The sequence below is a fragment of the Mycetocola sp. CAN_C7 genome (genome assembly GCF_015752285.1).
Lineage (GTDB): Bacteria > Actinomycetota > Actinomycetes > Actinomycetales > Microbacteriaceae > Mycetocola_A.
This window is the reverse complement of sequence record NZ_JADOUY010000001.1, coordinates 86,365-98,888: the sequence shown is the minus strand read 5'-3', so window position 1 is coordinate 98,888 and position 12,524 is coordinate 86,365. Positions and strand designations below refer to the sequence as shown.

Sequence of the window (12,524 nt, the reverse complement as noted above, 5' to 3'; positions counted from 1 at the left end):
TGACAGTGAATAATCGCGGCACCAATCTCGACACCGTGCGTCGGCACAACCTTTCGAGGATCCTCGGGCTCGTTCACCGGGACGGTGCGGTATCGCGGTCGACCCTCACCAGGCAGACCGGGCTCAACCGGTCGACGGTCGCCGCGCTCGTCGGAGAACTCGCCGCGCTGAGGCTCGTCGTCGAAGCGGAGCCCGACGGTGCGAGAACCGTGGGGAGACCCTCGCCGGTCGTCCGCCCTCACCCCGACTGCGTGGCGTTCGCTGTCAACCCTGAGCAGGACGCCATCACCGTCGGAATCGTGCGGATGAACGGCGAGGTCGTCGCCCAGGTCCGACACGACCTCGACGAACCGCTCGGCGTCGCCGAGACGGTGCGGGTGACCGCCGAGTTGATGGCCGGTCTGCGTGCCGGCCTTCCGGCATCCGCCGTCGTGGCAGGAGTCGGCGTCGCCGTGCCCGGACTGGTGCGCGCTCCCGATGGGCTCGTGCGACTCGCTCCGCACCTCGGCTGGGTCGACGAGCCCGTCGCTTCCCTGCTCGCCGACGCGACCGGATATCCGGCTCGGGCGGCGAACGACGCGAGTCTCGGTGCCCTCGCCGAACACATCTTCGGTGCCGGGCGTGAGGTGCGCGACCTCATCTACCTCAACGGTGGAGCCAGCGGTATCGGTGGCGGAGTGATCGCCAACGGGATGCCGCTCGGCGGCGTCGGCGGGTACGCGGGCGAGTTCGGCCACAACCTGGTCACCGCCCCTGACGGCCCTGACCAGCCGTCGACGGGTGGGGCGCTCGAGGATGAGGTCAACCGGAGTCGCCTGCTCGATCTGCTCGGCCTGAAATCCGCCGATCCGGCACAGCTGGAACGTGCCCTGCTCGACTCAATGGACCCCGCGGTGCGGACGGAGGTCGTGCGTCAGCTCGGCATCCTGAGCATCGCTCTTCGCAACGCCATCAACGTGCTCAACCCGGAACTCGTGGTGCTCGGTGGGTTCCTCGGTTCGATCTACGCGGTCGATCCCGCGCTGCTCGACCGGCTCGTCGAGGGACAGACCCTGGCCGCGTCATTCGAAGAAGTGCGGATTGTCCGCGCCACGCTCGGGCCCGACCTGCTCCTGATCGGTGCCGCCGAACTCGCGTTCGAGCCGCTCATCGACGACCCTGCCGGGGTCGCGGGAGCGGTTCAGGCCTGAGCAGACCCGTTCAACAGGGAGAGGCAGAGAAAAACGGCCCTTTTCGCCTGTTGAACGTGCGTCGATGCTGATTGTCCCTGTCGAGCGCGCGGCATCGTGATGGCAACCGGGTGATATTCTGACAAGCGCCGGGCTCGAATCGATTCGATTTTTTCTCGATCGATGGGAATACTGCGCCTCAGCGACGCGGTTACGTTCAGGGCATCGGCCATCCGCCCGTGACATCTGCGTCGCAGCCCCGCTTGTACTGAGGACCTTTTTTTCGTGACTACTGTTGTGCACCCCGGTGATGCTCTGACTCCCCGTCAGAGACTCGTCTACATTCTCGTCCTCGGGTCGCTGACCGCGCTCGGACCGTTCACCATCGACCTCTATCTGCCGGCGTTCCCCGTGCTCGAGAGTGACCTGAACGTCTCGGCGACGCTGATCCAGCTGACGCTGACAGGAACCACACTCGGCTTCGCCATCGGTCAGCTGTTCATGGGTCCCTGGAGTGACAAGGTCGGCCGACGACTGCCGCTCATCCTCGCCACGAGCGTGCACGTCGCGGCGAGCATCGGCGTCGCTCTGTCCCCTGACATCGTGTGGCTCGGCGTCTTCCGTGTTCTGCAGGGCGCCGGTGCCGCTGCCGGCGGCGTCGTCGCCATGGCCATGGTGCGCGACCTCTTCGGAGGCAAGCCGCTCGTCCGGATGCTGTCACGCCTTGCCCTGGTGAACGGCCTGGCCCCGATCCTCGCCCCGGTGATCGGATCGCAGCTGCTGCTGTTCCTCGACTGGCGTGGCCTGTTCGTGTTCCTGGCCCTCTACGGCATGCTCGTCGTCGTTGCCGTGTCGATCTTCATCGTCGAAACCCTGCCGCCGGAGCGTCGTCACGCCTCCGGGCACACGACCGTCCGCGACCGGTATCGCTCGGTCTTCAGCGACCGGGTCTTCGTTGGAGTCGCCCTCATCGGCGGGATGAGCTTCTCCGGGCTGTTCGCCTACCTGTCGAGCTCGTCGTTCCTGTTCCAGGATGTCTACAATCTCGACCCGCAACAGTACGGTTTCCTCTTCGCGATCAACTCCTTCGGCATCGTCATCGGCGTGCAGGTGTCTTCTCGCCTCATGCGTCACTACGGGCCGCAGTGGATCCTCGGGGTGACGACCGCCGTCCAGGCGTTCGCCGCGCTCTCGATCATCGTTCTCGCCGAGTCCGGCGCCGGGTTCCTCGGGGTTCTCATCCCGCTGTTCTTCTTCATCATGGCCGCCGGCTTCGGGTTCCCCGCCGTGCAGGTGCTCGCTCTCGTCAACCACGGTCACGAGGCCGGCACGGCGGCGTCCCTGCTCGGCGCGCTCAACTTCGGCCTGGCCGGACTGATCTCGCCGATCGTGGGGCTGTTCGGGATCGACAGCGCCATCCCGATGGCATCCGTGATGCTCGCCACCTCGCTCGTCTCGGTGCTCTCCGTGTGGTTCATCGTGCAGCCGCGCCGGGTGCCGGCGCTCGCGAGCTGACCCGTCGGTCCGTGCCGATGACGGATGCCGCCACGCCGGCACACTGAGTCGGCCGGCGCGCGACCCGTTCGGGGGCCGCGGGCTGTAGCATCGGAGCACAGTGTCTCCTGCGGCCTTTTCCGGGCCGCCGGGAGCGTGCACAGTCGCACCGAAATCGAGGGGTTCCGATGAGCAAAGACGCCGGACGGACAGAGGGTGGCCCCGCGGCCGACCCGGAAGCATCCGTCATCGAACAGGATCCGAACCTGCCGCCCGTCGCGGTTCCCGACGACGAGCGCGAGGCAGAAGAACGGCACTGGACGCCGCTGAAGATCGCGATCTGGGTGGCCATCGCCCTGCTCGGCGGCGTCGCCTGGGTGATGCTCGCCGTGGTGCGCGGCGAGACAGTGAACGCGATCTGGTTCGTGTTCGCAGCGGTCTGCACCTACCTCATCGCCTACCGGTTCTACTCGAAGTTCATCGAGCGGGCCATCACCCGCCCGGATGACCGGAGGGCGACCCCGGCCGAATACAAGGCCAACGGCAAGGACTACGTTCCCACCGACCGCCGAGTGGTCTTCGGTCACCACTTCGCGGCGATCGCCGGAGCCGGCCCGCTCGTCGGACCCGTGCTCGCCGCCCAGATGGGCTACCTGCCAGGCACGATCTGGATCATCGTCGGCGTCATCCTCGCCGGTGCCGTCCAGGACTACCTCGTCCTCTTCTTCTCCACCAGGCGCGGCGGACGTTCGCTCGGCCAGATGGCCCGCGACCAGCTCGGACGCGTCGGCGGCACGGCCGCCATCATCGCCACCCTCGTGATCATGGTCATCATCGTGGCCATCCTCGCCCTCGTCGTCGTCAACGCGCTCGGCGAGAGCCCGTGGGGCGTCTTCAGCGTGTCGATGACCATCCCGATCGCCCTGTTCATGGGCGTCTACCTGCGCTACCTCCGGCCGGGCAAGATCACCGAGATCTCGATCATCGGTTTCGTGCTGCTCATCGCCGCCATCGTCGGCGGCGGTGCCGTTGCCGCAACCGACTGGGGTGCTGCGCTGTTCACCCTCGACCGCACCACCATCGCCTGGGGCATCATCGTCTACGGCTTCATCGCCGCGATCCTCCCGGTCTGGCTGCTGCTTGCCCCGCGCGACTATCTCTCCACCTTCATGAAGATCGGCACGATCGTGATGCTCGCCGTCGCGATCATCGTCGTCCGGCCTGAGATCACCGTGCCGGCGTTCAGTGAGTTCGCCGACGACCCGGCCGGCGGGCCCGTCGTCCCAGGAGCGCTGTTCCCGTTCCTCTTCGTGACGATCGCCTGCGGGGCGTTGAGCGGATTCCATGCGCTGATCGCCTCAGGGACGACCCCGAAGCTGGTCGAGAAGGAACGACAGACCCGGTTCATCGGTTACGGCGGAATGCTCATGGAGAGCTTCGTCGCGATCATGGCCCTCGTCGCCGCCCTCTCCATCGACCGCGGACTGTACTTCGCCATGAACATCTCGGCGGCCAACACCGGAGGCACCGTCGAGGGCGCCGTCGCGTTCGTCAATTCGCTCGGTCTCACCGGCGTGAACCTCACCCCCGAACTCCTCACCGAGACGGCGAGGAACGTGGGCGAAGAAAGCATCGTCTCGCGCACCGGCGGCGCGCCGACCCTGGCCGTCGGGCTCGCGCACATCATGCAGTCGTTCATCGGCGGCGTCGGCATGATGAGCTTCTGGTACCACTTCGCCATCATGTTCGAAGCACTGTTCATTCTCACGGCCGTCGACGCCGGCACCCGGGTCGCCCGGTTCATGCTCCAGGACACCCTCGGAAACATCGTCCCGAAGTTCCGGGATGCCAGTTGGACACTGGGGGCCTGGATCTGCACGGCCATCATGGTCGCGGCATGGGGGGCGATCCTCATCATGGGGGTCACTGACCCGCTCGGCGGGATCAATACGCTGTTCCCGCTGTTCGGCATCGCCAACCAGCTTCTCGCCGCGATCGCTCTCGCGATCTGTCTCGCGATCGTCGCAGACCGTGGCTACTTCAAGTACCTGTGGGTGGTGGCTCTTCCCCTGGCTTTCGCGACCGTCGTCACCGTCACGGCATCCCTCTACAAGATCTTCTCACCGGTTCCTGCCGTCGGCTACTGGGCCCAGAACAGCGCGTTCAGGCAGGCGCTCGACCAGGGTGAAGAGAGCTTCGGCACCGCGCCGACGCGGGCGGCGATGGAAGCGGTCGTGCGCAACACGTTCGTGCAGGGCACCCTGTCGATCCTGTTCGTGACGCTCACCGTCATCGTGATCGGTGTCGCCGTGTTCCGCACCATCAGGGCGTTCCAGAACGGGGGAGGCGTCAACACCGAAGATCCGGTGACCCCGTCGCGCATCTTCGGCGGCTCAGGCATCGTCACGACGAAGGCCGAGAAGCGGATCCAGAAGCAGTGGGATGCCCTCCCTGCCGACCGTCGCCGGGTGAAGGCGAGGCACGAATGAACGCACTCGCAGCCGGACTGGTCTCGGCGGGCAGATACATCAAGGCAGTGATGGGCGACAACGCCTATGAGGTCTACCTCGCTCATCACACCGCGAATCACCCCGACACCCCGCCGATGCCCGAGCGGATGTTCTGGCGCGAGCGCGACGACGAGCAGGACCGCAACCCACAGGGCAGGTGCTGCTGAGGGGGTGACGGTGCGTGGTTCCAGGCAGCGGATGCCGTTCGGCAGCGCTGCAACGTTGTAGATTCGTTCCACGGACGTCGTGAAACGTCCGGCGGACCGGAAGCGGGAACTCGATGGCGGTGACACTGTACGACGTCGCGACCCTGGCCGGGGTGTCGATCAAGACGGTGTCGAACGTCGTCAACGATTACGCGCACATCCGTCCGACGACGCGGGCCAAGGTCCTCGCGGCGATCGACGAGCTCGGCTACAAGCCGAACATCTCGGCCAGGAGCCTCCGCCTGGGTCGGACCGGGGTGATCGGGCTCGCCGTGCCCGAGTTGAGCCTCAGCTATTTCGCCGAGCTGGCGGATGCCGTGATCCGAGCGGCCGAGCGACACAATCTCGTCGTTCTCATCGAACAGACCGGCGGCATCCGGGAGCGGGAGATCGCGATGCTGTCGAGTTCCCGCCTGCATTTCACCGACGGTCTCATCTTCAGCCCGCTCGGCATGGGCTCGGACGACGCGGCGCTGCTCGACGTGTCGTATCCGCTGGTTCTGCTCGGCGAGCGCATCTTCGGGGGCCCGGCCGATCACGTGACCATGAGGAACGTCGAGGCGGCGAGAGCGGCGACGACGCACCTGATCGGTCTCGGTCGTCGCCGGATCGCCGCGTTCGGTGCCCACGCCGGTGAGGTGCTCGGCTCAGCGGCCCTGCGGCTCCAGGGCTATCGCGAGGCGCTCGACGAGGCCGGCATCCCGTTCGACCCTGACCTGGTGCGCGAGGCTGGCCAATGGCACCGGCTCGACGGTGCCCGGGCGATGCACGACCTCCTCGACGCCGGGGTTCCGTTCGACGCCGTCTTCGGGTTCAACGACACCCTCGCTCTCGGTGCCGTCCGGGTGCTGCAGGAGGCGGGGCGCAGCATTCCGGCCGATGTCGCCGTCATCGGATTCGACGGACTCGACGAGACGAAGTATTCGCTGCCGACCCTCTCGACGGTGGATCCCGGGCGCGACGAGCTCGCCGAGACAGCGGTCCGCGTGCTCGTCGAGCGCATCGCCGAACGGGACGGCCAGCTGCCGCCTCGGGAATACCTGTCTGACTTCACGCTCGTCGAACGCGAGTCGACGGCGCTCTGAGCCGGCCCGTGCTTCTCGGCGTCGCGTGCCAATCGGATGCCAACCGCGCTCTTGACGCATCCGTCGGAGTTCTGACAGGGTGTTTATAACGTTGTAAATCAGCATCGACACTTCCGAGCGGATGCCGCGCAGGCCGTCGCATCCGCCCCACCGACAAGGATCCTCTGTGACCACCGCATCCATTGCCATCGACCGCGCCGCCGTCGTCGCGCCACTCAACCGCCGCATTTTCGGCTCGTTCGTCGAGCACCTCGGCCGGTGTGTGTACGACGGCATCTACGAACCAGGACACCCCACGGCGAACGAAGACGGATTCCGTCTCGACGTGGTCGAACTCGTCAAGGAACTCGGTTCGAGCACGATCCGTTACCCCGGCGGCAACTTCGTGTCCGGCTACCGCTGGGAAGACGGTGTCGGGCCCCGCGAGAACCGCCCTGTGCGTCGCGACCTCGCCTGGCACGCCCTCGAGTCGAATCAGGTCGGAACCGACGACTTCGCCCGCTGGTGCACGCTGACCGGCTCCGAACTGATGATGGCCGTGAACCTCGGCACCCGCGGCATCGACGCTGCCCTGGACCTGCTCGAATACGCCAACCACCCGTCTGGCACCGCGCTCAGCGACCAGCGCATCGCGAACGGCTCGCCCGAACCGCACAACATTCGGATGTGGTGCCTCGGCAACGAGATGGACGGCCCGTGGCAGACCGGCTACATGACCGCCGACGACTACGGCAAGCTCGCCGCCCGCACCGCCCAGGCCATGAAGGCTGCTGACAAGAACCTCGAACTCGTCGTCTGCGGCTCGAGCGGATCCAGCATGCCGACGTTCGGCGACTGGGAACGAACGGTCCTCGAGCACAGCTATGAGCACGTGGACTACATCTCGTGCCACGCCTATTACCAGGAGCGCGGAGGGGACCTCGGTTCGTTCCTGGCGTCGTCGCTCGACATGCAGTACTTCATCGAAACCGTGGTCGCGACGGCCGACCACGTCGGCAACAAGCTGCGCAGTTCGAAGAAGATCCAGCTCTCCTTCGACGAGTGGAACGTCTGGTACCTCGACGAGCACCAGGCCTCGGACGAGATCAACGAGGAGTGGGAGTTCGCCCCCCGTCAGCTCGAGGACGTCTACTCGGTGGCGGATGCCGTCGTGCTCGGCAACCTGCTCATCACGCTGCTCAAGAATCACGACAGGGTCGGCTCGGCGTCGCTCGCGCAGCTTGTCAACGTCATAGCTCCGATCATGACCGAGCCGGGCGGAGCATCCTGGCGCCAGACCACCTTCTTCCCGTTCTCGGTGACGTCGCGGCTTGCTCGCGGCGAGGTGCTGCGACCGCGTATCGACGTCGGAACCTACCAGACGAAGGTGCACGGTGACGCTCCGCTGATCGACGCGGTCGCGACGACGGATGCCGAAACCGGCACGAGCGCGCTGTTCCTCGTGAACCGCAGCCAGACCGAAGCGATCACGGTGACCGTCGATGTCTCCGGACTCGACGCATCCGCTCTCACAGAAGCGGTCACCCTGCACGACGACGACGTCTACGCGAAGAACACGATCGACGACCAGAACCGCGTGGGGCTGCGCGAGCTTTCCGGTGCCGAGCTGGCCGACGGCATCCTCACCGTGACGCTTCCGCCCGTGTCGTGGTCTGCGCTGGCGCTGGCCTGATTCACTGACCGAGCAGCTGCGCGCCCCACGTGGTGGGTGCGCGGCTGCTTGGCTGCTCTCTGACGATTCACGCACCACATCCGGAGTGCGGTGTCAACGGGCGGTGCCGATGGGCGGAATTCGGCGGTTCAGGGCATGATTGACAAATGTCACAGCACCGCATCGATCCCGCCACCCAGGCCGACCCCTCCGCCAAGCGCGTCACCAGGCGTTGGCCCTGGATCTCGGGAGGAGTTGCCGTCGGTCTCGGCGTGATCCTCGCCTTCCTGATCGTGCAGCGCGGAAACTCCCTCCCGTTCGAGCTCGACTCCGAGTGGAGCGAAGAGCTGTTCGAAGACGGCCGCCTGCCCTTCCTCGAGTGGATGTCGTACGGCATGAACTGGCTCGGGGGCGGAGCATTCGGCACCTACATCCTGCCCCTCATCATCGTGATCGTGCTGCTCGTGATCAAGCGCCCGTGGTCGTCGCTCTTCTTCGCGATCGCCTCGCTGGCGAGCGTTGGCCTGGCGCAGTTGATCAAGAGCATGGTCGGGCGAGCCCGCCCTGAGGAGATGCTCGTTCCCAGCGACTTCGGTTCATTCCCCTCGGGGCATGTGACGAACGCCGCGACGATGGCTGTCGCGCTCGGCATCATTTTTCCGAAAGTCTGGGTCTGGGCCGCTGGAACGATCTGGGTCGCCCTGATGATGTTCTCGCGCACCTACCTCGGCGTCCACTGGCTGACCGACACCATCGGTGGGGCTTTGCTCGGAGCCGGGGTCGTGCTCATTCTCTGGGCGCCGTTCGCGGCGAAGATCTCCGGTGAACCGATAGGCAAAAAATCGGCGGCCGTGCCCGACGCCAGGGAACCGCAGGCGTGACCGATGCTCGAAACCAGGCGGATGCCGCCGCGCTCGCCGCGCGGGTCGGCATCCGTTCGGCGTCCACGCTCGACGACTATGCGGCGGTCTGCCGTCTGCTCGACGACACCTGGGGTCGGGGTTCGGGCGCTGACCCGTCGTTCGTGCAGGCGATCGCGCACGCAGGTAACACCGTCCTCGTCGCTGAGCGTGACGGTGTCCTCGTTGGAACGGTCGTCGGGGTCCTCGGCTGGGATGACGGCGTCCATGTGCACTCGCACGTCGCAGCGGTGACGCCCACCGCTCGCGGCGGGGTGGGGTTCGCGCTCAAGCTCGCACAACGCGCTCTCGCCCTCGACAACGGTGTGGGAGAGATCCGCTGGACCTACGATCCGCTGATCCGCCGCAACGCCCACCTCAACATCGAGAAGCTCGGCGCGACGGTGCGCGCCTATCATCCCGATTTCTACGGTCGACTCGACGACGCCATCTCGGGTGCCGACCGCTCCGACCGCTTCGAGGTCAGCTGGTTGCTCGATTCGCCGGAGGTCTCTGCGACCGTGCAGCGATCGATCGAGCGGGCGGGCTCCCTCGCCAGCTACCAGGCGCCGGTCGTTGCCTCTGTTCACGGCATCCGCTTCGAACTGCACGCCGACTACGAGGGGCTCAGGGGCAGCGACCCCGCTGCTGCCGCGGAGTTCCGCGACGCGTCGCGTGCCGTGTTCGAGCCGGCGTTCTCCGAGGGGCTCGCCGTCGGGTTCGCCGACGGCGGGTACCTGTTCACCGAGGAGCGGTAGGGTCGGCCCATGAAGGTCGAGTCGATCACTCTGCACCGAATCGGGATGCCGCTCGTGCGTCCGTTCGAGACGAGCTTCGGCCGTGAGACCGAGCGCGATGTGCTTCTCGTCCACCTCGTCACCGACGTCGCCGAGGGCTGGGGCGAATGCGTCGCCGGCTCGTCGCCCGCGTACAGCTCCGAGTATGTCGACGGCTGTGCCCTCGTGATCGAGCATCACCTTGCCCCACGGATCTTCGCTGCGCACGACCTGCGTGCTGCGGACCTCGGTCGACTGCTCGCGCCCGTCGTCGGGCATCGCATGGCCAAGGCGGCGCTCGAGGCGGCTGTCCTCGACGCCGAGCTGCGGGCATCCGGTCTGAGTTTCAGCGAACGGCTCGGTGCGGTCCGCACCGAGGTCGACTGCGGAGTGTCGGTCGGCATCAGCACGTCGATCGATGAGTTGCTCGATGAGGTGCAGGGGTACGTCGACTCCGGCTACCGACGCATCAAGCTGAAGATCAAACCCGGCTGGGATCTCGAGCCGGTCGCCCGGGTGCGCGAACTGCTCGGACCGGATGCCGCGCTGCAGGTCGACGCGAACACCGCGTACACGCGGGCAGACATCGCGCACCTGCGCGAACTCGACACCGCGGACCTGCTGCTCATCGAGCAGCCGTTCGACGAGGAAGACATCGCCTCCCACGTTGCGCTCGCCGACGCCATCCGCACCCCGGTCTGCCTCGACGAGTCCATCGTGTCCGCGAGTGTCGCTGTCGAGGCGATCGACAGGGGAGCGACCTCCATCATCAACATCAAGCCCGGGCGGGTCGGCGGGTACCTGCCCGCTGTCGCGATCCACGACGTGTGTGTCGAGCGGAGCGTCCCGGTGTGGTGCGGTGGCATGCTCGAGACCGGGATCGGCCGGGCGATGAATGTCGCCCTCGCCGCCCTGCCCGGCTTTACTCTGCCTGGCGACACCAGCGCGTCGGATCGGTACTACGCCGAAGACCTCACCGAGCCGTTCGTGCTTCACGAGGGGCGGCTCACCGTGCCGACCGGCCCGGGCTCTGGGGTCACCGTGCGCACGGACCTCGTCGCTGCCTGGGCGCGCTCGGCACCCACGGTGCTCCACCCCTGACCCGTCCGGCCGACTCGGCGTCGCCGGTACACCGAATTACGCGAGTGGCGCAACAAATTCCTCCGTCTTCGCCGTGTACGCCGGTTTCCGGGTCAGAAAACCTGCACAATGGACGTGGCGCCGATGCCGTTTTCCGTCGAGCGAACACTGCCCGGCGGTGCGCGCGTTGGCCTGCCGCCTCTGACAGAGCGCTGCACACGCGGCGCGAACCGCGTTCCGGCGCACGAAAGGCAACAGTGACAAGCGTTCTCGGCACGAACTGGTCAGGCAACCACGCATACCGGGCGGCTCGCATCGCGTCCCCGTCGAGCGTCGATGAGGTTCGGCAGTTGCTGCACGGGGCGACGGCGGTGCGCGCGCTCGGCACAAGGCACTCGTTCAACCCGATCGCGGACTCGGCCGATCTGCTGATCTCCACGGAACTGCTGCGGGCCGAGCCGGTCATCGATGCGGATGCCCGCCTGGTCACCGTCGGCGCCGGCACCCGCTACGGCGACCTCGCGAGCACTCTGCAAGCCGCCGGCTGGGCGCTGCCGAACCTCGCATCCCTTCCGCACATCTCCATCGGTGGAGCCATCGCCACCGGTACTCACGGGTCGGGGAACCGGATCCCGTCGCTCGCGGCATCCGTCGCCGGACTCGAGATCGTGCTGGCTTCCGGTGACGTGCTCCAGTTGAACAGGGGAGACGCCGACTTCGACGGAGCTGTCGTCAGTCTCGGTGCCCTCGGCATCGTCACCAGGGTCACCCTCGACATCGAGCCCACATTCGACATCGAGCAGTCGGTGTTCGAGGGCCTCGCCTTCGCGGAGGCCGAGCAGAACTTCGATGCCATCACCGGTGCGGCGTACAGCGTGTCGCTCTTCACCACCTGGCGCAATCCGGATGTTCTCGACCAGGTCTGGCTGAAGCGACGTGCGGGGGTGGATGCCGCTGCACCCGCCGACCTGTTCGGTGCGGTCGCGGCGCCGGCCGACCGGCATCCGTTGCCGGGGATCTCTGCGGTGAACTGCACCGCGCAGATGGGCATGCCTGGAGCCTGGCTCGACCGGCTGCCGCACTTCCGGCTCGACTTCACCCCGTCGAACGGCGAGGAACTGCAGTCGGAGTTCCTCGTGCCCCGGCGGCATGCGGTCGCGGCGCTCGGCGCTGTGCGGGCGCTTGCGGCGAAGATCGCGCCGCTGTTGCAGGTGTGCGAAGTGCGTACCTTTGCCGCTGATTCGCTCTGGCTCAGTGGGGGATTCGAGACCGACGCGGTCGGCTTCCACTTCACCTGGCTCAAGCAGCAGCCGGAGGTCGAGGCGCTTTTGCTCGAGCTCGAGGCCGTGCTCGCGCCGTTCTCCGCGCGGCCGCACTGGGGCAAGTTGTTCACGGCGGATGCCGCGGCGCTCGAGGGCGTCTACCCGCGGATGCGGAACTTCCGGGCGCTCGCTGCCCGACTCGACCCGTCGCGTGTGTTCGTGAACGAGTTCCTCGAGCGCACGGTGCTGCCTCCGGTCTGAGCAGCTCTCGTCCTGCACCGTCTGGGGACTCCAAATTCAGGAGTCTGCTTCAAATTCAGGAAAAACTCGCGACACGCCGCGCTGGAGAGCATCCCGTACGGCGTGTTGCGAGAATCTCCTGAATTTGGAGA

At 66.7% G+C, this 12,524-nt stretch carries 10 protein-coding genes; all 10 read left to right on the top strand.

All coding sequences use genetic code 11. The features are described from left to right. Nucleotides 1-5: 5 nt before the first annotated feature. A complete protein-coding gene (locus IWX78_RS00420) occupies nt 6-1,190 on the top strand; it encodes an ROK family transcriptional regulator (RefSeq protein ID WP_196831436.1) in 1,185 nt (394 codons plus the stop codon). Between the two features lie 264 nt (nt 1,191-1,454). Beyond that, nucleotides 1,455-2,684, top strand: a complete 1,230-nt coding sequence (locus IWX78_RS00415; protein ID WP_196831435.1) for a multidrug effflux MFS transporter — start codon at nt 1,455-1,457, stop codon at nt 2,682-2,684. Nucleotides 2,685-2,851: 167 nt separating this feature from the next. Continuing rightward, nucleotides 2,852-5,152 carry a carbon starvation CstA family protein gene (locus tag IWX78_RS00410; protein ID WP_196831434.1) on the top strand — a complete coding sequence of 767 codons (2,301 nt, stop codon included), beginning with the start codon at nt 2,852-2,854 and terminating at the stop codon, nt 5,150-5,152. Continuing rightward, nucleotides 5,149-5,340: a YbdD/YjiX family protein gene (locus tag IWX78_RS00405; RefSeq protein WP_196831433.1), complete on the top strand. Its 192-nt coding sequence runs from the start codon at nt 5,149-5,151 to the stop codon at nt 5,338-5,340. Before IWX78_RS00410 ends, IWX78_RS00405 begins: the two co-directional genes overlap by 4 nt. Nucleotides 5,341-5,453: 113 nt before the next feature. Continuing rightward, nucleotides 5,454-6,464 carry a LacI family DNA-binding transcriptional regulator gene (locus IWX78_RS00400; RefSeq protein WP_196831432.1) on the top strand — a complete coding sequence of 337 codons (1,011 nt, stop codon included), beginning with the start codon at nt 5,454-5,456 and terminating at the stop codon, nt 6,462-6,464. Between the two features lie 121 nt (nt 6,465-6,585). After that, nucleotides 6,586-8,136, top strand: coding sequence for an arabinosylfuranosidase ArfA (gene arfA, locus IWX78_RS00395; protein WP_196831431.1), 1,551 nt, complete (start codon nt 6,586-6,588; stop codon nt 8,134-8,136). 146 nt (nt 8,137-8,282) lie between these two features. Continuing rightward, nucleotides 8,283-8,996, top strand: a complete 714-nt coding sequence (locus tag IWX78_RS00390; protein ID WP_196831430.1) for a phosphatase PAP2 family protein — start codon at nt 8,283-8,285, stop codon at nt 8,994-8,996. After that, a complete protein-coding gene (locus IWX78_RS00385) occupies nt 8,993-9,772 on the top strand; it encodes a hypothetical protein (RefSeq protein ID WP_196831429.1) in 780 nt (259 codons plus the stop codon). Before IWX78_RS00390 ends, IWX78_RS00385 begins: the two co-directional genes overlap by 4 nt. A gap of 9 nt (nt 9,773-9,781) precedes the next feature. Further along, nucleotides 9,782-10,891 (top strand): o-succinylbenzoate synthase, encoded by a 1,110-nt coding sequence (gene menC, locus IWX78_RS00380; protein WP_196831428.1) that lies wholly within the window; start codon nt 9,782-9,784, stop codon nt 10,889-10,891. 236 nt (nt 10,892-11,127) lie between these two features. Then, nucleotides 11,128-12,393 carry an FAD-binding protein gene (locus IWX78_RS00375; protein WP_196831427.1) on the top strand — a complete coding sequence of 422 codons (1,266 nt, stop codon included), beginning with the start codon at nt 11,128-11,130 and terminating at the stop codon, nt 12,391-12,393. Nucleotides 12,394-12,524 lie beyond the last annotated feature (131 nt).